This is a genomic window from Bacillus sp. FSL K6-2944, from assembly GCF_038005385.1.
Classification (GTDB): Bacteria; Bacillota; Bacilli; order Bacillales; family Bacillaceae_G; genus Bacillus_A; species Bacillus_A cereus.
In genome coordinates this window covers 37,285-60,600 of the sequence record NZ_JBBOTE010000006.1, presented here as the reverse complement: position 1 = coordinate 60,600, position 23,316 = coordinate 37,285, and the positions used below count along the sequence as shown (strand labels likewise).

The following is a 23,316-nucleotide window of genomic DNA, read 5'->3' as shown; positions in this document are numbered from 1 at the left end:
TTTAAGTACCCTGAATAACTCCTATAATTCCTTGCACGCCGCAAGAGAGAAATCAAGAATGTGACTTCTCTTTTGCTTATATATAGCATGAATCGTTTCGATTCCTTTTAATGTACGTGAAGCATGGCGAAGATTTTGAAAGGAATCAAAATCCACTTATTGATTACCCTGAATGGGTTCCGCAAATTTGGAACTCATACTAAAATATTTACATAATCTCTAGTACGTTAAAACCCTTTGAAAAACTGAAATCGTTTTTCAAAGGGTTTTGTTTTTTAATATAATGTGAACATATTGTACACATTATGCTGATAGATTTCTCCATTTGTTTTAAAAGATCCAGAAAACGTTCTTGTCTCAGGGACATATCTTCCCCCATTTGTTTCTGGATATGCGGATGTTTGTTTACAGGAAAAAGAAAGATTCAAAGGGAGTTGAAACGAAACTTTTCCATTTTTATCCGTTCGTTTCTTTGCATACTCTGTATTGTCCTTTTTATTATAGATTGTAAATTCTACATCTGCTAAGTTGTTTCCAGGATAATATTTAAATCCCCCGGGCTCACTATGATCATATTTCCATTCCATAGCTGTCAATGTAATTTCTAATGTTCCCACTTCACTTTTTTGTGTTTGTAGTGATGGTTCACTAGCTGCTTGTACATTTTGCGTTGCCGCTGCACTAAACAGAACTGCACCTGTTACAAAGGGTACAGCTAAAAATCGAATTGCATATTTTACAGTTTTGTTCATTCTATTTCCTCCTTCATATATGAAATGGATTGTTCCTAATAAACATCCATTGTTCTCAATTTGTCTCCCTCGTAACAATTCCAAGTTTCACATAAAATAGCTATCATGATGATAGATTCAGCTTTCATTCTTTTCTATTTCACCATGAATCAATTATATATAGGAAATTCTCATGTTAGCGAAACTTAAATGCATCCTTAACGATACTTTAGTTACATTGTAAATGGATTTCATATGACATACAAGGTACTATCTGTATTTCTCAACCTACGCATATTGCGAATCAGAAAACAATGTCTCCCTGTGTAGAACAGTGAAAAATCGAAACAACGCAGATGTATGGTGATTTTATGATACTTATTTTTCCTATATATGTTCTTAACATGAGATACAGGTAAGAATCAGAAAAAAGAATTTCATATTTTATAAGAAATCTATAGAATATATTTCTCATGTTTTAGGTTATTGACACCAAATTTTATCCTCTCTAGACTAAACATAAGATCACGTCCGAATTCGTATCAAAAGCTTACCAATCTTAAAAATTGGCAAGCTTTTTTATTTCAGCCTGTTCATGTGATCATACCTATAAGGGAGGCGTTACCAAGTGACATTGTTAGAAAATATATTGACGCATAATGAAACATTTGTACAAAAACAAGAATACGAACCTTTTTCTACGACCAAATTTCCAAATAAAAAGTTATTGATTGTAACCTGCATGGATACCAGACTGTTAACATTATTACCACAAGCATTGGGCTTACAAAATGGGGATGCCAAAGTCATAAAGAACGCAGGCGCTGTGATTTCCCATCCTTTTGGTAGTATGATGCGGAGTATCATACTGGGCATTTATGAATTACAAGTGGAGGAAATTTGTGTAATTGGTCATGAAGATTGTGGCATGGCGGGTTTGCAAGCAGAGCCCCTATTAGACAAGGTACGAATGCAAGGCATTGATTCCACTTGCATTCGTACCTTACAACATGCAGGAATCGATCTATCTACATGGTTAACCGGTTTCCGCAATGTACAAGAAAGTGTCCAACATAGTGTAGAAATCATACGCCAACACCCCTTATTACCATCTTCTGTACCTGTGCATGGACTTGTCATTCATCCCGAAACAGGAAATTTAGAAGTCGTTGTAGAGGGATATTCCTACGCACATACAACAAGTCCTTAAATACATGCAGGAGGAGGAGGAAAAACGATGAGATTTTCAGGCAGATATGCAGGATATAACCTCGCGAACTTACAAAAAGATATGTTAGCAGGATTGGTGGTAGGAATCGTAGCGATTCCACTTGCTATGGCATTTGCCATTGCTTGCGGTGTACGACCTGAATATGGTATTTATACGACGATTATCGCAGGAATTCTCGTATCCATATTTGGGGGATCAAAATATCAGATTGCAGGACCAACAGGCGCATTTGTACCGATCTTACTTGGGATTGTAATGCAATATGGCTATGAAAACTTATTAATTGCTGGTTTTATGGCAGGAATTTTACTTATTTTAATGGGCGTATGCAAACTAGGAAGGTTTATCACATTTATTCCGCGACCTGTCATGATTGGGTTTACAACGGGGATTGCGGTCATTATTTTTTCTGGACAGATTGCAAATTTTTTAGGGCTGCATCACCTGGAAAAACAAGAAACCTTTTTTTATAACATGAAAGAAATTGGGACAAATATCACAGATATGAATCGGTATAGTATCCTTACCGCTTTTCTGTGTTTAGGAATTGTGATCGCAGCTACAAAATGGTTACCTCGAATTCCAGGCGCTTTATTAGGATTGGTCATTTCAAGTTTGATCGCAATCCTGCTATTTCCGAATCAACTTGAAACGATTGGGACTACATACGGCGATATTCCACATCAGCTACCAGATTTCCAAATGCCTGCCTTTACATGGGAGAACATCCTTATGTTACTGCCAGCAGCCTGTATCATTGCGGCATTAGGCGGGATTGAATCATTGTTATCTGCCATGGTGGCAGATAACATGGCAAATAGTAAACATAATAGTAATAAAGAACTGGTGGGACAAGGAATTGCCAATATGGTGGCACCATTATTTGGCGGCATTCCTGCGACGGGTGCCATCGCTCGGACTGCAACAAATATTAAAAATGGAGCGACTTCGCCAATATCAGGCATGATACACGGAATGGTAGTATTACTGGTTTTATTATTTCTATCTCCGCTTGCCTTTCATATTCCACTGGCTAGTATGGCACCGATTTTAATGGTCGTTGCTTGGAATATGAGTGAGAAGCATGAGTTTATTCATGTTCTGAAAACAAGAACGGGGGACACCCTAGTACTTGTTTTGACGTTCCTATTAACCGTTTTCACAGATCTTACAACCGGAGTAAGCGTGGGATTACTCCTTGCTTTTCTTTTGTTTATTGGAAAAATGAGCAAATCTTTACGTGTTCGAAAAGTATTGCCAGATCCAGTAGATTCCTATGTCAAGTCAGACATCGTCGCAAATGGGAAAAATTGTCCGCAAATCAGTATCTTCACCGTAGAAGGTCCCTTATTCTTCGGTACCATAAAGGAGTTCGAAACGTCTATAGAATCTGCCCTACAGTCTAACGCTCACATTCTTCTCCTACGTATGGGAAACGTGTCTTTTATGGATACTTCGGCAGAATCTGCAGTAGAACACATTCGGAAGAAGATGCTAGCAAAACAAGGAACCCTTTTGATTTCCGGTATCCAGCATCAACCGAAAGAAATATTCCATCAAACAGGATTATACGAAAGAATTGGCGAACCACACTTTTTCACACGTACAGGAGTAGCATTGCATTTTGCACTACAAGAATTAGAGACATCCAAATGTAAGGGCTGTAAACAATTTGCCTTTCAAGAATGCACGACACTTTCTGAACAATCTACAGAAACAGACTTAGACAGGAAACGTTCTTCCGTGGAAATTAACCTGTAAATCATAAAGTAACATTAGGAGGATAGATTGCTATATCCTAGCTATTCGTTTGTTTATAAAAGACATACATTTTTAGAGGGCCTTTCTATAAAAGGCCCTCTTTTTTTCTCTTGTATACCTCAAGAAGAAAAATAGGTTCTGTTGCAAAGTTTAAAAACGATTAAAAATTATGAATAGTCTATACCTCATCTTGTATATTTCATACGATTTATTCTTCCTATTTGTATTTTAATTCTATATTTTTAGGGTAGTGTAAAACTTTGCAACAGAAACGGCATTTGATATACAAATCATGAATTTAATTTTCTGACAATATGAGTTATACTATTTAATAAGCTTTGTGATAATCTGTCATTTGTCTCCTTCTTAAGATTGAGTGAACTCACTCAATCTTTTTTTATTTTTTCTCGTATTTGACCTTGATTTGCAATAGGGGTTTATTTCCTATTGCAGCGTATTACCTTAGGATTGGGACGGGAATTACTTATATTGTTTGTTGTCCCGAATTTAAAAGGTAACTTTCTCAATACGAAAAGAGGTAGATGCCCATAACTAACGCCGTGGGTATTTACCTCTTTTTCAACATGTTAGAAACGATATACTACATAAATGCTTTTAACAATTGTGTCACTAATGGAGCAACTCCCCCAATAAATGTTAAGACTGCGATTGCAATTATACATGAGTAGAGAGAGAACAAAATATGCAATTTCGCATATCAAAAGATCTTTGATATGTCACCAGAATTATTTTCTTCCGACATCCGAGCTAACTTGCACCGTTTTTTATGTATACGACGAAATAACTCATCTACTTCTCCTTGTGTCATGTCCTTTGATACCTCTAAAGTTCGATGAAATGTTTTCTTCCACAAAACTTGTAACAATTTGATTTGTCGCCCCGAAACAAGACGGCCTTTTTTCTTTGTCTCTCGCTGTTGTTTTAGCATTTCCAATTCTAATATTCTTTTCTTCATACATAAAAAGTCTTGTGGTATATCTTCTTGCAGGCCTACCTCTCGTAGTAAACGATAAAAATGATTTCTATGTTTTAACGTAGAACTTCTTTGGCGCATGGCATGTTCAATTTTTTGCAATACCTGCTTACACGAGATACGGTCCATTTCAAAACCCATCTTCTCCCACTTAAAAAATACAGGGGAACCTTGAAAATATACCATCAATATCTCCACAAATGAATCTGTCACAATCGATGTATCTTCTGTCACACATGCATATTTCGTGTCTTCTAAATAATAGCGCAATACTTTACATAAATCAGAACGAAAACTCCCCTGAAACGAAGGGGTTAGCTCTGCATATACCATCTTACATACAACCCTTTCTATTCTGTCAACATAGCTAAGCACTTAAAAATTATAGTAACACTGCTTTTTGGGGACATTGGCTGCAGTTTTCACCTGTTAGGATAAACGATTCGTTATCCACCCAAAGGATTCAAATGTATTCGTATAGATTTCTATCCCCTTAAATGATATACACTAAAAATATATGCTCTACCTGGATATATTCAAGTAGAGCATAACATATACTTTAGATTACATGAACTTTGATACCATCATGGTGCCAAAAGTAATAAACGCCGCTTGTATCAAAAAGATGACAACAACTGGAATAGAGGATTTTACTTTACTTAATCCGGCCACTGTTCGTAATCCCATCCAAATTAAACCTAAATACCATAAATAAAATACCTCAAATGCGCTAGCCATTCCATGGAGTAGTGTACCTTGTTGGAATAATGGGGATAAGTTCGTATATCCTGTTATATTTCCACCAAACATACGTGTTAAAATTGCATTGAATAGATCACCAATAATCAGTACAATACTTGCATACACTATAATAGCAAGTACCATCTTATAAGACGTATCATTTCCAAAAAACATGAGAAAGACTTTATAGATCATTGCTACTAATAAAGTTCCGATAAGCGCCCCGAAAAAACTAGTTCCCATCGCCTTACCTATCATCAATCCCATAGATTCTTGCACATCACCCAGTTGTTTCTGTATTTCTATCATTTCCGCAGTATTTTGAGCGGCATAAGAAGAAATCCCTTTTACAATTGCTTGAAAAAAAACAACTAAAAAGAAAGCACCCCATACTTTTTGTGTGACCTTCAGTTTCGAAAATTGCACACTCGGCGAAAGAAGCATGCCCCCTAATGATGGTCTTTCTTTCCATTTCCCTTTTACTAGGCTTAATGACAGGGTGCTTGCTCTAATCTGCAGAATAGTTCCCATTAAAAGTAAAATAAACTCACAAAATTTGAAGCACATAGTATTTCATCAAAAGTCATTCAATTTACTGTTGTTTATAAACATAAGTTATGAAACCGAGTGACGCCCTAAATTTACTGAATACAAAATTTAAGTTCAAAACTTGTGAGTTATGACTCTTTTTGTCAAAAACAAACATTTATGTTAACAATAAAACTCCCGTTTTTACTATAATTGGAAAATATCTTGCGGATTACAGCAGCTACCCTGTCACTAAGCCTTGATTGGCTGCAGTATCATTGTTGCACCGCAAGCCCATGCAGCTGGTCAAGAAAAAATGACTGCTATGAACCAAGAATTTCTACAAAATGACCAATATGTCTATAATGGCTATCGTGTAAAGGAAGTAGGAAAACCAGCCATCTATTTAGTGGATAGAGGCATGAAACGTTACATTACAGATTCAGATACGTATAATCGTATTTTTAAAAATTGGGATGGGGTATTAGAATTTCAAAGCTTACATACGATTCCAAATGGAAGAAGTATTGATCCGGATATGGGATTAGTACGGTTTGAAAAGGATTCGTTCATCTATTTTCTTGATAAAGATGCGACTGGAAAACCAATGAAACGCTGGATTACGAGTCCGTCTATCTTGAACAAGTATGCTTTTCATTCAGAGGCAGCTATGCTTCCTCAGTGGATGAAAAATGCTATACCAAATGGCGCAGCTATTCGTTAAATATAAAGATTCCTAACATAAGTAATAGAAAATAGAACTTTATTTTTTATAAACTTGTATGCTAGCTATGGAATTTAGAATCTTTATACATACAACAAACAGAGGCGTATACCAAAGTACCTTCTGTTTGTTGTATAAGAAGAGATTCTGGGTTCTATCTTAATGAAAATAATGATTGGGATCGTCCAAATTGGAGGTTGTTCCATGTAAGGGAACCTATCAATTTTACATACATATATGATGCGCTACTCGTTACAAGAAGAAGCTATCGCATCATTGGTACCTGTATACAGATAGGCGTCACTCATCCAATACCCATTTGTGAGTTGATTCCATCTATTTGTGCTCCCCTTACGACCAGTAAATGTCGCCCCATTTGCGGTACAAGAAACCGTTACAACCTCTCCATCATGAAGAGAACCTACAACCGAATAGTTCGTACCGGGGCCTGTACGAAGGTTTACTGTACGCCCTCCATTGGCATCTACAATTCCTTGATTCACCAGAAGTTTTCCGTAATTATACAAAGTATTGCCTGTATATCTCATTGTACTCCCATGCATTGCATAGCCATTATAAGGAGAGGTTTCAAAGAATACCCAGCCACCTAGTTCTTTTCCTTGTAAAGGGATACGCGTATTGCCCTGCAAGAGCGAAAAATGCACATGGCGACCACTTGCATATCCACCACACGATACATCCGTCCCCGTATACCCTAAAAAGGTTCCTTCTTGGACTGGCTGACCATTTGGTATCATATTATTCCACAAATGATAGTAATCCGTGGCATATCCATTTTCATGATAGATACGGATCCAGCCTCTGTTATTTGCGCACATGGTGTAAGCGATGCCATCTCCCGCAGCTAACACGCGTTGGTCTCCGCCATATAAATCAAGAGAACTATAGGGTCTATCTGATCCTGACCATCCATGAGGACCGCCAGACATCACCCAAGATTGTCCTTTTTCGTAAGGTAACCGAAGTTCAGGCCTATTCTGTGAGAGGGCCTGCGCATTCCCAAGTAAAGAAAATGCCTTCTTTTCTTGCGCGCTCATCATTGCATCGGGAATTTGTTGTGAGAGTTCGCTGAACAAATCCATTCCTTCTAAAGCGACTTCCCAATTTGTAGTAGCGTGTTTCGCAATAAAGAGTTTTCCTTCTGGAAATGCGCCTGTTACATTGGGGGCCAATATCACTACAGATCCAAATGCCCAGTGCTCATCTTTGGATAATCGCTTCACATTCACCTGCACTTGTGTATCTGTAATCTGTGGTTCTTCCCCGAGTGTCTTTTTTTGTTGCGATAATTCCTGTAAAACAGCATGTTTAATCGACGTTTCTGGTGTTTGCACGGGTAGTGCGTTCTTCATCGGTTTTGGATTGTCTGGTCGTAATATTGAAGAATACCCCACTCCTATTAGTAGTAATACTAGAAATACACCAAATAAAATCCATCGAAACCTCTTCTGTAACCTCATTCTTTCACCCCTTACCTTTATAAAAATAGCTTTCATAAGGGGTATATGCTATGTTTTAGCATTTATTATTGAGAAAATCATGTGGATAGGTATTTTATACTTGAGAGCAAAAATAAAAAGTAGCAAGATGTTAGGGATACACGTAACTTTGTATAGCGATGCATTTCGAAAAGGGAGATGACCATAGAATTTTCTCAATATGTCATGTTTTGATTTCCATATAAACTTCTCTCTATTCGTGCTATATCTATATCAAGGGGTTCTTACATAGATTAGAAATGGAATAGGAGGAACAAAATATGTCATTCAAAAAGAAATTAGGGGTAGGAGTTATTTCTGCCGCTCTTGGTTTATCTTTCATCGGTGGGGGAACATATGCCTATTTTAGCGATCAAGTGGTAACGAATAACACATTTACGGCGGGTACATTAGATTTAGCTATGCAACCTACTACTTCATTGGATTTAAATCAGTTGAAACCAGGGGATAAAATATTAAAAAAATTCAACTTAAAAAATAGTGGTACGTTAGCTATTCAAGATGTTGTGATGAAAATAGATTATACGGTAAACGATGTTCTGAAAAATAATCAAGCAGATGATTTTGGTAAGCATATAAAAGTACAATTCCTTTGGGATTGGGACCCAGCAAAGAGCCCTGTTTATGAAACAACCCTTGCAGAACTAAAAGAACAAGGATCAGAAGTCGTTTCAAAGAAAGTATTTGCATCCAAGTGGACGGAATCACGAGGGTTACAACCTGGGAAAATGGATTGGTTTTGGATGAAGTTTATATTTGAAGACAATGGAAACGATCAAAATATGTTCCAAGGAGATAGTATTGCTTTGAAAATGGAATTCCAAGCAAATCAAACAGAAGGAAGGGAAAGATAAAAAATACTGCACAAAAAATTCGTGATACAATAAGCACTTGATGTAATCAAGCTATTGTATAGAGTAATTTACAAATTCAAATGACACATAAAAAACCTTTATATTTGTTTCATTACAAAATATAAAGGTTTTTATAGATGTTTATCCCTTTTCACTATTCTTTTCATCCTATATTCTTTTGTGTGATGATTGTACTTTTCTATCTCTTTATTTACAAATAGGGAATTCCGCCCTTAGCCATGCTAGATATCCACCTTGTACATTTATTACTTCCTTTACACTATGTTTCTGTAATATACTTGCTGCAATAGCGGAACGTGTACCAGAACGACACTGCACAATAATCGGACGATCTTTTGGAATGTCTTGTACATGCTTTGTCAGGTGTTCTAGCGTGATATGTTTGGCATGCGGAAGATGTCCCTCGTTCCATTCCGATTGATTTCGAACATCAATAACGGGATGGGTTCCCGATTGTATAAGAGGAAACAATTCTTGAACAGTTCTTTCTTCATACGTCTCTAATGGCTCTATATCTTCCAGTGTGTTTGAAGGCATATAGGCTATCGTACGGTCTAGTCCAATTGCTTCCAAATCTCTCCGTACCTCGTTTATATTCGCAGACAGAGGATCGATAACGATGATAAGGTCCTGGCTATCCTCTAGGAGCCAACCACACCAGGTTGTAAAAGACTGGTTATAAGGAATATTCAGGGATCCCTTTACGTGACCAGATGCAAAAACCGTTGGTTCTCTTATATCAATGATTTGTTGGTCTGCATGTGCTAGTTGTTGCCATGCAGGGAAAGAATGTATTTCTTTTATGAGACCTTGTGTACGAATCGGCGGGCCAGCTTGATTGATTCGTTTCATTTTAGAAAAATAAGGTGGTGGTTCCGGCTGTCCACTTAATACATGCATCACAAAAGAATTTTGTTCCTCTGTTTGAAAGGCCCAATTAAAAAGTTTCTCATAGCCTATTGTAGAGGAGGGAATGGCGCCTAATGATTTTCCGCATGCGCTACCAGCACGATGGGAGGGCCAAATTTGTAGGTATACCGGCATCGTTTTGATTTTTTGGATCGAATGAAATAAGTCTTTGGCACTACTCTTCGCATGATGTGGAATACCAACAGCGGTTTCTAATAAATCTGGTCTACCTACATCACCAACAAATAGAAAATCTCCTGTAAAAATCCCTATCGGTTTGTCATTGGTTTCATTATGCTGTTTTGTATCTATGACTAGAAATGAAATACTTTCAGGCGTATGTCCTGGCGTGTGCATAACTTGAAATTGAATCGTACCAATATGAAATGCACTACCACCTTTGACGAGATGGTATGGCACTTGATCGAGATACTGATATTTCCACGTGCTTCCCCCTTCAGCTGATGCATAAAACGTTGCGTTACAAGATAACGCAAGCTCTTTCGCACCAGATACAAAATCAGCATGAATATGTGTTTCTGTTACCGCAATGATGCTTAATCCGCGCTTTCTAGCAAATTCCATATATTGTTCGATGTGGCGTCCCGGATCAATAACGATGGCTACTCCGTGATCCTGACACCCCACAATATAAGATGCATGAGCCAATTTGTCATGATAAAAGCATTCGAATAACATACATCTGCCCCCTTACATTTCAAATTCTTTTTTAGCCAGGATTTCTTTTGACAATGTATCATTTCTTATACAATGCCTTTCAGCATATATCTCCAATATAGAAAAGGAAGTGCATATCTCTTTAACAAAAACATACTATATCTTTCTTTCGATTGATCAAACGGAAATGTTTCTTGTTCTTCCTGATGATAATCAAATTCTGCTAAAATCAAACTTTTATATCCCGTGACAATGGGGCAAGATGTATAGCCATCGTATGTCGCTTGTACCTCCTGTCCCTGTAAAAATGCCAACAGGTTTTCTCTTACAACAGGGATTTGTTTTCGAATAGCCGCCCCCGTTTTAGAAGTTGGCAAATTGGTACAATCCCCAATTCCAAATATATTGGGGTACCGTACATGCTGCAGTGTATAAGGGTTTATATCTACCCATCCCTCTTCGTCTCCTAGTAAACTATTCTTGATCATATCAGGTGGTCCCATAGGCGGGACAACATGTAAGAGATGATACGGTATGCTTTCTCTGTTACCTGTTTGTATATCTTCAAAAATCGCTTCTTTTTTTTCAGCGTTAATTTCTACTAAATTCTGATGAAATTTCGTTATAATTTGTTTCCTCTGAATTACCTTTTCTAAAGAGGAAGCATAGCGAGGTACATGAAAAATATGTGGATTTGCTGTTTGAAACATAATCTTACTTTTCTCCCGGACACCTTGGCGACAAAAGTATTCCTCGGCTAAATACATAATTTTTTGGGGTGCACCGCCACACTTGATAGGGGTATTCGGATGCGTAAAGATAGCGTTTCCTCCTTTAAATTGTTGGATTTCTCTCCAGGTTGCATCCGTATAGTCATACGAATAATTACTACAAACCCCATTTTTCCCAATCGATTCTTTCAATCCTTTAATGTGATTCCAATGCATTTGAATACCCGCAGCTACAATTAACATTTCATAGGCAATAACAGTTCCATCCTCTAGCAGCAACCTGTTTTCTACAGGGCTTATTTCCACAACGTTCCTTTGTATCCAATGTACGCCTTCTGGAATGAGGTCGGATTGCTTTTTCATCGTTGCTTCTTTTTTGACAATCCCAGCTCCCGCAAAGGTCCATAGTGGCTGGAAATAATGTGTTTGAGCAGGGTCTATGATGGCCACCTGTTCTGTTAATACAGGGGCATGACGGAGTAAATGAGCAGCCAAGGAAATCCCAGCTGTACCAGCTCCGATAACAACAATTGTATATGCTTGTTTCATGTTTATTCACGTCTCCCAAAAGTTTATTCGAACGTATGTCTTCCGTTCTACTGTAATTGAAAAACAGCACTCACAGGATTATGATCACTGTGTGTAAACTGTAAATCGTGTCCCTTGACTTGAAGGATTTCCACATTAGGTGAGACTACAAATCCATCAATAATGGTCACAAAACTTTTTCCTTTGATGTATGCCGTACGATTATCGCGTACCGTATACACAGAAGAATCTACAGCCCATTGAAACCCTCCTTCTGTAAAATCTTGGGGCAAACGCACTAACCATTTGGGCCAGGCGGCTAGAAATGCGGGGTCTTGTAACTGAATATCTGACAGTAGCTGATTCCAGTCGCCACCTATAATCACATAATCCCCCTTCTGATACTGTGTATGCATATACTGTTTTATGTATTGCAGTTGTTGTTTGCGGATATTCCCACCTGCATCATATGCCGAGACATGTAGATTTACGATTCGTAAGTTCTTTCCATTTTCAACCGGGATCATGTGTTCTACCATCGCACGATCTAAATCAAAGAGTTGTTTGGGCCAAGGTTCTCTCCCTGGTAATTGAAAACGAGTTGCCTGTTGTATGAAGTAGGTAGAAAAAGTAGCCAGTCCTGATTCCACATATCCCATGGGACGCAAAAAGGGAACCGGAACCCATGGATTCCTATAATTATAACCGAATGTAGAAGCGTGGTGGGATAACTCCTGTTGAAAAAATTGATATTCATTTTGATCAAAAGAACGGAATGCTTTGATATCGACTTCTTGTAACAAGACAAAATCTGCATGGTCTTCTTTTAAAAAGGACGACATGTGCTGTAAATTCTGTTTGGTTTGTTCTTTACTACGAGAACGTGAGCCTGTTCCTCCGTCCATGAAGAAATCTTGTTTTGCATCTAATCCTGCGTAACCAATGTTGAAGGTAGTAACTTGGAATGGCGTATAGGATGGTAATCTGTTTTCTTGCGAGTTTTCTATCATAAGATTTACAGATTCGGATGGCTTTTTATGCTTCCATGTAATAAAAGCTAAAAAGATGATAGGCAGTCCGAGCAAAACCAATGAGAAAGTAACCAATATTCGGGTTCCACTTTTCATCCTCTTCCCCTCCTTTTTCTATGTTCCTAGACAATCCTGCCAGGTCTCCCCATTATATATCGGATATAAGGGAAGTATTTTGAGAAATATCTCGAAACGGCTAGAATAAAAGGTTTTTCTCTTTTGGAGACCGAATATCATGAGAAATTATATGTACAAAAGGGGGCCGAGAAGATGTAATCTTCATTTGAAAGTGTATGTAAAGATAAAAACATAAGGGGGTATTCATTTGAAACATTGTAAAAGACTACTGCAATCCTTTCTTTTGCTTTTCTTATTTTTCATTTTTTATAACGCACCTTCTGTATCTGCAGAAACACATCCAAATTACGGAAAGGTATTTCCACCAAAAGAAACATTCCGGCCAGGGGATTGGTTTGTGGGAGCAACACCTACACAGGTAGATCCTACCAAATCACCGATTGTATTTGTGCAAGGAAAAAACGGAAAGGCAAATGATTGGTATGGAGATACTTACTATCATGGGAAAAATACGATGTATGACCTTGCTTACGATGCTGGCTATCAAACTGCTTTTGTACAACTGTACGATGCGGCGGGAACAGGGTCGGTAAGTCCTTGGACAAATGGGAAACTATTAGCTGCAAAATTAGAAGCCATTTCGCAACATTTTGGAAAAAAAGTCAACATCATCGCGCATAGCAAAGGGGGCATTGATACACAAGCGGCTCTTGTACAATATGGGGCGCATCGTTTTGTGGATAAGGTCATCACACTTGGATCCCCTCATTATGGGACACATCTAGCAGATTTATCCTATAGTTGGTGGGCGGGATGGCTTGCCTCTTTACTAGGGCAACAAGATGAAGGAACGTATGCGTTACAAACCGGGGAAATGGCACGTTTTCGCTCGATTATTGATAGTAATCCTGCCACAAAATCCAATCAATATTACACGATAGCAGGAACCAGTTGGGGGCCTACTTTTTCTGCTTTATCTATGGGAGGATTATATTTGTCACCATATGGAAATAACGATGGCCTTGTCAGTGAATGGAGTACCACTTTGCCGTACGGTGCCCACCTTTTTTCTGATATTACATTAGATCATGATTCAATTCGAACGGGAAGTGCCGTCTTTTCTCGCATAGAACCTTACTTACGAACGAAAAAAATGGGGCCAGCATGGTCACCGTCTGCCGCGCCTTCTAGGAATGAGCCCTATACAGAGTTAGGACCGACAGAAAACCAAACGGTTTTAGGCGGAGAGCTGATCCCACATCAAGAAAATCGCGCTGTGTTTTCTGTGGATACATTGACAGCAGGAACTGTATCGGTTTTGACTGCGAGTAAACAAGTAGAGATACAACTTATTTCGCCATCAGGGAAGGTTTACACCAAACAGGATGCGGTAGTAACAACGGGTGATGATACCTTTTTTAAAGGGGCCTTTATTCATACATTTCAAATAAAAAGTATGGAAGTGGGAGACTGGAAGATACGTATGAATACGGAAGGGAAAGATGCTTATTTAGCGATGGTACAGTATCAACAGGAAGCACCTTTCCATTTGAAAATACCGGCTAAGCTGAAAGTAAATCAAGCAAAATTACAAATCCAATCTGCTGATAAAAACCCAGTTGAAGCGGAGGATGTTTCTATGACGGTTCGAATTGTCGATCAGACAGGTACACTGATTTCACAATCTGATGGCGTTCAACAAGGAGATGCAAATATGTTATCTACCACGTTACAGCATATAGAGCAATCAGGTGTATACAATTTTACCATTGATGTGAAAGGGAAAAATAAAACGGGGCATCCATACACACGTACGATTATACGTTCTATATATATTGAGAAGTAATATATATTAAAATTCTATAAACAGAAAAAGGTGCCCCTAGGAGCACCTTTTTCTGTTTGTTACATGGGTATCTTTGCCCATCCCCCGAAAAGGGATATTAATACAAAATATTCCAATTCATTAACGTTTTGGGTTATCTGGATTAGGTAGTACTAACAAAACAACCTTAGTTATAATCATAGCGAGGGATTAACTGGGCTAAATGGATTTGTAATATCAACGTTCGTTCGTTTTTGTTACAATATTTCTTTTTAAATTCTAAACTAGATTGTATTGAATTTAGATGTAACTAAATACTGTCTCAAAAATAATTTGTCACAATATAAATCTTCTACCTTTTTGTTACGTTGATTGTTCATTAATTGGTAGTTTCTGTCTTATCCCCCTTTTTCGGGGGATGGGCAAAGAAACCCAAAATGTAATAGATTAGAAAAAGTTACACATGCAGTAAACAATACATTTTCTTATGCTAACATGTCTGGTTCAGTCTTAAAACTTGACGTTTGCTAAATTACTATTTAATTTTGACATGCTCTTCCTAAAGATACTACTTATGATACAATAAAGATTTATTTACTCTTTTGCAGGTCAATCTGATTAACCTGCAGCTATCACATTAATAAATCCACCCTCTTCGATTATCATCATTCTTTCAAAAAAGGTGGATTTTTCATAAATTAATCTAGATATGTACAAATCGAGCAGCTTTCCCTATTTTTATCTTTGATTTATTTTAGAGGTAGCACGCGTTTTGCTGTTACACTTTATTGTATGGCTAATTTTGCTAGTTTTACTACAGGAGTTCCTACTGGTTTATTAAAGTTAATATCTCCATTTGCATCTAATTCATAAGTTTGAACCTTAGATTCATATACAGAACCTGGTTCTTTTTTGTCTTTCATATCAATTACACCTTTAAAAATAACTTCTTTTGTTTGATCATCTAAATCAAAGCCTAACTCTTTTAATTTGTTCCAGATAGTTGGATTGTGTTGAGAGATGACTTTAAATTTATTATAAATACCTAATTGTACCCATGTTGGATACGTATTAACTTGATCTGTATAGTAACCTTTAATTTTAGAAGTCCCTAATAGTTTCGACGTATATACTGGTGTACTCAACTTAGCTGTTTTGACAACAGCTGTGCGAGGAGCTATTTCGAATTCCTCTGAAGGAACATTCACAACGTGTGAAACCGTATCAACTGATGTAGATGCGTTTGTGTACCCATAGTTTGCGGAAAACTCAAATGTAATTTCATTTTTCGCATCTAGAAGGCCAAGGAAATTCGTTCCTAATGTTAAATGCATCGATTCCTTCATTCCTATATTCATGCTATGTGTGACTGTTAATTGTTTGCTTGATGTCAATGTTTTTGTTATATTCTGAGTTTTACTAATAATTTTATTAGTATAATTTTGATTGCTCGCTGATGAAATAATATTTTCATATTGGTCCGAATTAGGATCTGGTTTCGGTGCTTCTACATACTTATCTACATTTGGATTAGAAATTTGTAATGTGTCAATACCCGTAATTGTATTTGTTCCATTATGATAGCCATTTAAAGCTTTCAGAACTTCTTGAAGTTGTACGTTGTCTTTTGGAATCGTATTCAACCTATCTAGCACACCTTGCTCTTGACTCGGCAAAATAAGATAATTCAATCTGATAAAATTATAACTATCCTTTTTCCAATTGGTCTGTTCATTTAAATCATCAATTTCTACAAGGTGATTTATTGTTTCATACATAGCATGAATACGACTAGGATCACTAGAATCATTTTGTTCTACGCATGTTTGTTCATATCCTTTTCCTTGCTTTAAGCACATATCCAAGTTAGTTGCTGCAAATGAATTATTTGGGGCTATTAATAATGACGTACTTAATACTCCAGCAAGTGGGATAACTTTTAATATTTTTTTATACTGGTTCATATTTTTCTCCTCTTCTCATACATATTTTTTATACAATTTAGATTCTATCAGAAATATATAAAGGGGTTCTTCTAGAAAAGGACATTTATTAAAAGTAAAAAATATAATTTATCTCCTTGTGATTTTCATAAGAAAAACTGAAAAAAACCGGTCCTTATACAAAGAATATAAAAATTTTAAAATGAGATTTTAAATCTTGGACATACTGATACTACCACTCTAAAAAGGGTGTGTGATTAATATGGAAAATCAACCGCATTCAAGCTGGAGCATTATCAACCTGTTATTATTTTGTTAACTGTACCCCAAGTTTTGTTCTTTATTCGTTTTATTAGATAGCTCAAATGGTTATAGGCAGAAAAAGGAGAGGGAAATGATTTTTTTAAGGACAATTGCATATATTATGTTAAGTATTGGGATTTTTCAAGGATATTGCGGCAGGGTTAGCTGGGATTGTGAAGAAATATAGTGTAATCGTGAAAATATATATAAATATAATGCATGTATGGATGATTTGTAAGCGGAATTTTGGAAAGGAAGTGGAGAAATCATGATACATCGGTATGAGATTGATTCTTCTGTGATGTATGATGGAAAGGTAACAGACTTACAATCAGCAATTATTCCAGCACATTCTTTAGAAGAAGCAAACAAGAAATTACAATCGGAAGTAAAACGGCGGTTAGGGAAATGTCGTGTCAAAATTGATCATACAAGTTTACTTGTTTCAGAGGATAGTCTTGCGAATAGCAAGGCTTTTTCATTTGGAAATGGACATGAATCTTTCTTGAAAAGATTCCATCTGAACGGAGACTTTTGAATGTTAATTTAGATGTTGTACGGTAGTAGAAATGTCAAAATTGTATTTCGTTTTTTATAAGAGCTTTTTGTGGAATAGAGACATATTTCTAAACAAACTCATCTATTCCAAGGGGGTATTAAGTTGCCGTTTTGAGAGGTGTCTTTTTCTTTTAAAAAGCCGACTAAAAATCTAAGTTAAACATTTTCGTTATAAGGTTCTTAAGGACAGCAGGTGTATGTACATAAGTTATGCACCCTAACATAGACTTAAGCACACATACCTAGACATATGTGCTTAAGTCTATGTGACTATCGTTATGTGACAGATGGAGAGGATTTCGGAGTTATGGAGCATCAAAAATCTATTTTGGATACAAAACATAAGAAAAGAGTGCTTCTACTGATTGAAGTGGATAATTTTAAAGTGATTGAAAGTGTCTGGGGAAGGGAGTAGATTTTGGGTTTCTTTGCCCAACCCCCGAAAAGGGGGAATAAGACAAAATATACCAAATCCACATTAACTTATACGTTTTTCTAATTGCACTATTTGTATATTTAATATTTATTATAATGTTATTTTTACTATCAATAGAGTACACTTTATTGATAGGTTGAGAGAGTGTTGATTTTACTGTATAATCAAGCTATCATATACACTTGTCTTTTAAATAGGGAGATTGGAGGATATTATAATGATTTTTGGATATGCACGTGTTTCTTCTTTTGATCAAAACTTAGATTCTCAAATCGAACAATTAAGGAATGCAAAAGTAAATCAAATTATTCATGAAAAAATATCTGGCGTACTAGAACAAAAAAAAAAATTGGACCAATTACTAAATCAACTCATTAAAGGAGATACGTTGGTTGTAACTAGAATGGACCGACTAGGAAGGAATACAAAACAGTTACTGGAACTAACGGAAGAATTAGAAAAACGAGGCATTCATTTAGTGATATTGAATTTAGGGATTGATACGAGAACGCCTTCAGGAAAATTTATTTTGACAGTTATGTCTGCTTTTAGTGAGTTAGATCGGACAATGATCAAAGAAAAACAACAAGCAGGAATTGCAGTTGCTAAAAGAAAAGGTATATATAAAGGACGAAAACAAAAATTCAATCTAAAACATGATGGAGTGAAACATGCAATGGAATTACATGAAACAACAAATAAGACAGTGAAAGAAATATGTAAAATCACGAATATAAGTGAAGCCACGTTTTATCGTAGATGGAAAGAATATAAAAATACTCTGGGTAATTAACTGTATTTGGGATATACATATCCAGTTGATATAGTAAGTACCAATTATAATAACAAGCTTATTTTTCGCTCTGAAGAATCGAGAAAGTATCACAGAAGCTATTGAAAAATCTGGGATGTCTAGAATGACTATTTATCGTAATCAAAAGACGAACTAATACAAAATGACGTGTACTTTATAACATAAATATATTTTAACTAAAAGGATGGGTTCTTAAACAGATATGAACACGAAGAACAGACTGAAGATTTTATCAGATGATGAAATACATCGCCTTTATAGTAGACCAATATTTACCCATCAAGAACGTGTGCAGTATTTTACACTTTCACATGTCGAAAAAGAAGTATTACATACTTTACGTTCTATAAAATCTAAAGTATATTTTATTCTTCAACTTGGATATTTTAAATCAAAGCAATTGTTTTTTCAGTTTAAATTATCAGAGGTGAAAGAAGATATTCAATACATTTTAAAAATCTATTTTAAAAACGAGTCTTTTGGGGATTATGAATCAATTGATAAAAAGACACGATCTACTCATAAAAAATTAATTCTTAAAATATCTAATTACCGTATTTGTGACTCCTATCACCGAAGTGTTTTAGAAGAAAAAGCCCGCAGGGCTGCAACAGTAAGTGGAAAACCGATTTTTATTTTTCGTGAATTACTTAATTATTTAGTAGAAGAACATATTATTATTCCTGCGTATAGTTTTATGCAAGATGTTGTAGGGACTGCGATTACATCTGAAGAACAACGACTCATAACAATTATACACAACCATCTATTTGAAACAGATAAACAACTTTTAAAAGAATTATTATACAATTCTTCTGGATTATATGAAATCACTCGAATAAAATGTCAACCGAAAGATTTTAGTATAAATGCAATGAAACGTGAAATAGAATGCGGAAATCATATACGGTCCCTTTTTCAACGAGCTAGTGTTATTTTACCGAAATTAAAAATTTCTAATGAAAGCATTAAATATTACGCTTCTTTAATTGATTATTATTCTGTGTATAAATTAAAAAGATTTAATGAATCTCTTATGTACCTTTATCTATTATGTTTTATTTTTTATCGTTATCAAAGAATGAATGACAATTTAATTAATGGTTTGATTTATAAAATAAGAAAATACAACGATGATATTGTATCATTCGCTAAAAATAAAGTAAGCACCTATTATACAGAAAATCAAGAGGACTTCAAGAAGGCTTAGTGACAGGGTAGCTGCTCTAGTCCGCAGGACTTTTTCCATTAATAGTAAAACAGGGTGTTCTTGAAGGTTATGCTCTCTCTCAATTATACTATTTATTAAATAAACGTAATGAGATGAGGGGAAATATTGAAAAAAAGTTGGACTGAAGAAGAATTATTAGAGAACTACATGCTGTTACCAAATGAACGTCATTTAGTATTGAGTAAAAAAACAAACGCCAATCGTCTGGGATTTGCTGTCTTACTAAAATATTTTCAACAGGAAGCTCGTTTTCCAAGCGAAAAACAAGATATCTCGAAAGATATTGTGCAACATTTAGCACATCAAATAGATGCTTTACCTGAAGATTTTTTTGAACATTATAAATGGGGCGGAAAAGAAAGAAGTTATACAGATCATCGAAAAATCATTCGTGATCTCTTTGGTTTCAGAGAGATCACTTCAAAAGATAATCTCCAATTGATACAATGGCTAAAAGAACAAGTACAACTTACACATGATATGGAAGATTTATCTGATCAAGCTTATCATTTATTTCGCAAATGGAAAGTAGAACCACCTTCTAAAGGTAGTTTAAAACGAATGATTCATTCCGCTATTGATACGTATGAGAAAGATTTATATTATACAATTTCCGAACATTTATCCGCTGAAACTTGTTGTCGATTAGATGCATTGTTAGCTGTGCAATCAAATGAGGATTTAGAAATTGTAGACATCATGTATGAAAAAACAAATTCAAATCAGTTATCTTTTCGATATCTTTTATCGTCTGCATGTAAACCGAGTGTAAATACTATGGAAACAGAATTAAAAAAACTGTTAGCCATCCAACGATTAGAAATTCCTCCTAGACTATTTCAGCATTTACCTCCAAAGTTAGAAAAGAAATATCGTTTCCGCGCAGCAACAGAAACTGTAACAGAATTACGTGCGCATCCGTCCCACATTCGTTATACATTATTAGCTATCCTTTTTTCACACCAATATGGGAAAGTCATTGATTCTTTAGCAGATTTATTAGATGAAATTACACTTAAAATCAAAAATAGAGCTAAAAATACAACTCGGAAAGAAGCCATTACAGAATTGGAACGGGTAAAAGGAAAAAATAAACATATTATAAGCTTATTAAAAGCAACTGTAGAACATCCCGAAGGGATTATTCAAGATACCCTATTTCCAATTGTTAGCGCTAACACAATTCAAGATATAATAAAAGAGATGACAAAAAATGATCGTGAATATAAAGAAAAAATTTATACTAGGATGCATGCTTCTTATGGCGGACACTATCGACGGACATTTATTGATATTTTGATGAATCTTACCTTCCGGTCTAATAACCAATTACATCAACCTGTAATTGAAGCTATTCAACTTATCCGAGAATATAAAGAAAGTGGCCAACGTTATTTTGCAATTGAAGATACTGTTCCAATTGAGGGTGTCATTCAACCTAAATGGAAAAATATCATTATCGAAGCGGATAGTCAGGGAGTTGAAAGAGTCAATCGAATTAACTATGAAATTGCAGTCATTCAATCTCTTCGTACGCAGCTTCGGTGTAAAGAAATTTGGATTGAAGGAGCAAATCGATATCGTAACCCGGATGAAGATCTTCCACAAGATTTTGAAGAAAATAAGGAAGAATATTTTGAAGCATTAAAGATACCACTTGATGTGAAGCCTTTTATTGAAAATATAAAGCAGTTAATGAAAGAAAAACTACAAATGCTTCATCAAGGATTAGAGAGTCAAAGCAATAAAAAAATAGTGATTACTACCAAAAGTAATAAAGGATGGATCCAAGTTACTCCCCTTGATAAACAACTGGAGCCTCCACTTGTACCAACTATTAAACAAGAAGTTAAAAATAGATGGAATGATATTAATTTATTAGATTTATTAAAAGAAACAGACTTTCATACAGGATTCACCAAACATTTTAAAACTACAGCTAACCGAGAAATATTAGATTCAGAAACGATTCAACGTCGTTTACTTCTTTGTTTATTTGGATTAGGAACAAACACTGGGTTAAAAGCAGTAGCTGCTGGAAACCCCATTGATAATTATCGAGAGCTTCGATATATGCGTCAGAAATTTATACATAAAGATCATTTAAGAAAAGCGAATGCAGAAGTAATCAATCAAATTATGAATCATCGAGAGAAAAATGTATGGGGAGAAGCTACCACTGCTTGTGCCTCGGATTCTAAACATTATGGCGCTTGGGATCAAAACCTACTAACAGAATGGCATCCTCGTTATAGAAAACATGGAATTATGATTTATTGGCACACAGATCGAAATTCTGCATGTGTGTATTCTCAAATTAAATCTTGTTTATCTTCTGAAGTAGCTGCAATGATGGAAGGTGTATTGCGCCACTGCACAGATATGGAAATTGATCGAAACTATGTAGATACGCATGGGCAAAGTGTGATTGCATTTGCCTTTTGTCATCTGTTAGGCTTCAAACTTATGCCACGTTTCAAGAATATTGGTTCTCAAAAATTGTATCGTCCTGAAGCTGGGATGAACGAAGAATACCCTCAGTTACATCCTGTTTTAAGTAGACCGATTAACTGGGATCTTATTCAACAACAATATGAAGAAATTGTTAAGTTTGCGACTGCCCTAAGACTGGGAACAGCTTCTGCTGAATCTATTTTAAAACGATTCACAAGGGATACAAAACATCCAACATATTTAGCATTATGTGAACTTGGAAAAGCAATGAAAACCATTTTTTTATGTGAATATTTACACTCCGAAGATATTCGTAGAGAAATTCAAGAAGGACTAAATACTGTAGAGCAATGGAATTCAGTAACTACTTATATTTTCTATGGGAAAAATAGTGAATTACGCTCCAATTCACTAGAGGATCAAGAAGTATCGGCCTTATCACTACAGCTACTTCAAAATTGTTTGGTCTATATGAATACCTTAATGGTACAAGAAATTCTATACGATAACCAACAATATTGGTTGAAAAAAATGACAATAGAAGATTTCCGAGGTTTAACCCCGTTATTTTATCATCATGTGAATCCATATGGAATTTTTAAATTAAATATGAATCAAAGAATACCAATTAAATTACAAGTAGCTTAAAAGTTATCATTCTTGTACAAACAGAGTCATAACTTTTAAGTTTT

The 23,316-nt window shown here is 35.8% G+C and carries 16 protein-coding genes and 2 pseudogenes; 9 read left to right on the top strand and 9 right to left on the bottom strand.

Going from position 1 to position 23,316, the window contains the following annotated elements; genetic code table 11:
• Positions 1 to 21 precede the first annotated feature (21 nt).
• Positions 22 to 141, bottom strand: a pseudogene (locus tag MHH55_RS33395) (IS6 family transposase); the annotation flags it as partial.
• 134 nt (positions 142 to 275) lie between these two features.
• Positions 276 to 752: a SpaA isopeptide-forming pilin-related protein gene (locus tag MHH55_RS33390; RefSeq protein ID WP_078187223.1), complete on the bottom strand. Its 477-nt coding sequence runs from the start codon at positions 750 to 752 to the stop codon at positions 276 to 278.
• Between the two features lie 607 nt (positions 753 to 1,359).
• On the opposite strand from MHH55_RS33390, the gene MHH55_RS33385 reads away from it, so the two are divergent.
• Both MHH55_RS33385 and MHH55_RS33380 read left to right on the top strand, forming a co-directional pair.
• Complete coding sequence (locus MHH55_RS33385) at positions 1,360 to 1,941, top strand: beta-class carbonic anhydrase (RefSeq protein WP_078187224.1); 582 nt, start codon at positions 1,360 to 1,362, stop codon at positions 1,939 to 1,941.
• Between the two features lie 27 nt (positions 1,942 to 1,968).
• Positions 1,969 to 3,723 (top strand): SulP family inorganic anion transporter, encoded by a 1,755-nt coding sequence (locus MHH55_RS33380; protein WP_078187225.1) that lies wholly within the window; start codon positions 1,969 to 1,971, stop codon positions 3,721 to 3,723.
• Positions 3,724 to 4,441: 718 nt separating this feature from the next.
• On the opposite strand, the gene MHH55_RS33375 is transcribed toward MHH55_RS33380, so the two are convergent.
• Both MHH55_RS33375 and MHH55_RS33370 read right to left on the bottom strand, forming a co-directional pair.
• On the bottom strand, positions 4,442 to 5,050 hold the full coding sequence (locus tag MHH55_RS33375; protein ID WP_127064276.1) for a hypothetical protein: 609 nt from the start codon (positions 5,048 to 5,050) through the stop codon (positions 4,442 to 4,444).
• Positions 5,051 to 5,281: 231 nt separating this feature from the next.
• A complete protein-coding gene (locus MHH55_RS33370; RefSeq protein ID WP_340882354.1) occupies positions 5,282 to 6,025 on the bottom strand; it encodes a Yip1 family protein in 744 nt (247 codons plus the stop codon).
• 220 nt (positions 6,026 to 6,245) lie between these two features.
• Between MHH55_RS33370 and MHH55_RS33365 the strand changes: the two genes are divergently transcribed.
• Positions 6,246 to 6,710, top strand: a complete 465-nt coding sequence (locus MHH55_RS33365; RefSeq protein ID WP_340882352.1) for a hypothetical protein — start codon at positions 6,246 to 6,248, stop codon at positions 6,708 to 6,710.
• A gap of 245 nt (positions 6,711 to 6,955) precedes the next feature.
• Here MHH55_RS33365 and MHH55_RS33360 read toward each other — a convergent pair whose 3' ends face one another.
• Positions 6,956 to 8,191: a peptidoglycan DD-metalloendopeptidase family protein gene (locus MHH55_RS33360; protein ID WP_236828950.1), complete on the bottom strand. Its 1,236-nt coding sequence runs from the start codon at positions 8,189 to 8,191 to the stop codon at positions 6,956 to 6,958.
• Positions 8,192 to 8,490: 299 nt separating this feature from the next.
• Here MHH55_RS33360 and MHH55_RS33355 point away from each other — a divergent pair, with 299 nt between their 5' ends.
• Complete coding sequence (locus MHH55_RS33355) at positions 8,491 to 9,084, top strand: TasA family protein (protein ID WP_340882350.1); 594 nt, start codon at positions 8,491 to 8,493, stop codon at positions 9,082 to 9,084.
• 207 nt (positions 9,085 to 9,291) lie between these two features.
• Here the strand turns inward: MHH55_RS33355 and MHH55_RS33350 are convergent, their stop codons facing one another.
• From MHH55_RS33350 to MHH55_RS33340, 3 genes are all read right to left on the bottom strand, one after another.
• Entirely contained in the window at positions 9,292 to 10,713 is a 1,422-nt protein-coding gene (locus MHH55_RS33350; RefSeq protein ID WP_340882348.1) for an MBL fold metallo-hydrolase, read from the bottom strand.
• A gap of 65 nt (positions 10,714 to 10,778) precedes the next feature.
• On the bottom strand, positions 10,779 to 11,978 hold the full coding sequence (locus MHH55_RS33345; RefSeq protein WP_134208083.1) for an FAD-dependent oxidoreductase: 1,200 nt from the start codon (positions 11,976 to 11,978) through the stop codon (positions 10,779 to 10,781).
• A gap of 41 nt (positions 11,979 to 12,019) precedes the next feature.
• The gene (locus MHH55_RS33340) at positions 12,020 to 13,078 is read right to left on the bottom strand and encodes an endonuclease/exonuclease/phosphatase family protein (RefSeq protein ID WP_340882345.1); all 1,059 of its coding nucleotides are present in this window, start codon (positions 13,076 to 13,078) and stop codon (positions 12,020 to 12,022) included.
• Between the two features lie 229 nt (positions 13,079 to 13,307).
• Here MHH55_RS33340 and MHH55_RS33335 point away from each other — a divergent pair, with 229 nt between their 5' ends.
• Positions 13,308 to 14,906, top strand: a complete 1,599-nt coding sequence (locus MHH55_RS33335; RefSeq protein WP_340882341.1) for an esterase/lipase family protein — start codon at positions 13,308 to 13,310, stop codon at positions 14,904 to 14,906.
• Positions 14,907 to 15,670: 764 nt separating this feature from the next.
• Here the strand turns inward: MHH55_RS33335 and MHH55_RS33330 are convergent.
• Positions 15,671 to 16,849: an ETX/MTX2 family pore-forming toxin gene (locus tag MHH55_RS33330; RefSeq protein WP_340882339.1), complete on the bottom strand. Its 1,179-nt coding sequence runs from the start codon at positions 16,847 to 16,849 to the stop codon at positions 15,671 to 15,673.
• Positions 16,850 to 17,399: 550 nt separating this feature from the next.
• Between MHH55_RS33330 and MHH55_RS33325 the strand changes: the two genes are divergently transcribed.
• The 4 genes and pseudogenes from MHH55_RS33325 to MHH55_RS33310 all read left to right on the top strand — a co-directional run bounded on the left by MHH55_RS33325 (position 17,400) and on the right by MHH55_RS33310 (position 23,272).
• Positions 17,400 to 17,669: a hypothetical protein gene (locus MHH55_RS33325; protein WP_340882336.1), complete on the top strand. Its 270-nt coding sequence runs from the start codon at positions 17,400 to 17,402 to the stop codon at positions 17,667 to 17,669.
• Positions 17,670 to 18,342: 673 nt separating this feature from the next.
• Complete coding sequence (locus MHH55_RS33320; protein WP_208743173.1) at positions 18,343 to 18,918, top strand: recombinase family protein; 576 nt, start codon at positions 18,343 to 18,345, stop codon at positions 18,916 to 18,918.
• Positions 18,919 to 19,141: 223 nt separating this feature from the next.
• A pseudogene (locus MHH55_RS33315) lies at positions 19,142 to 20,143 on the top strand (DUF4158 domain-containing protein); the annotation flags it as partial.
• A gap of 174 nt (positions 20,144 to 20,317) precedes the next feature.
• Positions 20,318 to 23,272: a Tn3 family transposase gene (locus tag MHH55_RS33310; protein WP_445661833.1), complete on the top strand. Its 2,955-nt coding sequence runs from the start codon at positions 20,318 to 20,320 to the stop codon at positions 23,270 to 23,272.
• Positions 23,273 to 23,316: the final 44 nt, after the last annotated feature.

What these genes read in the sequence shown, in the direction of transcription:
- MHH55_RS33390 (WP_078187223.1), bottom strand. Translation starts at nt 752, where the DNA reads ATGAACAAAACTGTAAAATATGCAATTCGATTTTTAGCTGTACCCTTT.
- MHH55_RS33380 (WP_078187225.1), top strand. Translation starts at nt 1,969, where the DNA reads ATGAGATTTTCAGGCAGATATGCAGGATATAACCTCGCGAACTTACAA.
- MHH55_RS33375 (WP_127064276.1), bottom strand. Translation starts at nt 5,050, where the DNA reads ATGGTATATGCAGAGCTAACCCCTTCGTTTCAGGGGAGTTTTCGTTCT.
- MHH55_RS33370 (WP_340882354.1), bottom strand. Translation starts at nt 6,025, where the DNA reads ATGTGCTTCAAATTTTGTGAGTTTATTTTACTTTTAATGGGAACTATT.
- MHH55_RS33360 (WP_236828950.1), bottom strand. Translation starts at nt 8,191, where the DNA reads ATGAGGTTACAGAAGAGGTTTCGATGGATTTTATTTGGTGTATTTCTA.
- MHH55_RS33355 (WP_340882350.1), top strand. Translation starts at nt 8,491, where the DNA reads ATGTCATTCAAAAAGAAATTAGGGGTAGGAGTTATTTCTGCCGCTCTT.
- MHH55_RS33350 (WP_340882348.1), bottom strand. Translation starts at nt 10,713, where the DNA reads ATGTTATTCGAATGCTTTTATCATGACAAATTGGCTCATGCATCTTAT.
- MHH55_RS33340 (WP_340882345.1), bottom strand. Translation starts at nt 13,078, where the DNA reads ATGAAAAGTGGAACCCGAATATTGGTTACTTTCTCATTGGTTTTGCTC.
- MHH55_RS33330 (WP_340882339.1), bottom strand. Translation starts at nt 16,849, where the DNA reads ATGAACCAGTATAAAAAAATATTAAAAGTTATCCCACTTGCTGGAGTA.
- MHH55_RS33325 (WP_340882336.1), top strand. Translation starts at nt 17,400, where the DNA reads ATGATACATCGGTATGAGATTGATTCTTCTGTGATGTATGATGGAAAG.
- MHH55_RS33320 (WP_208743173.1), top strand. Translation starts at nt 18,343, where the DNA reads ATGATTTTTGGATATGCACGTGTTTCTTCTTTTGATCAAAACTTAGAT.
- MHH55_RS33310 (WP_445661833.1), top strand. Translation starts at nt 20,318, where the DNA reads ATGCTGTTACCAAATGAACGTCATTTAGTATTGAGTAAAAAAACAAAC.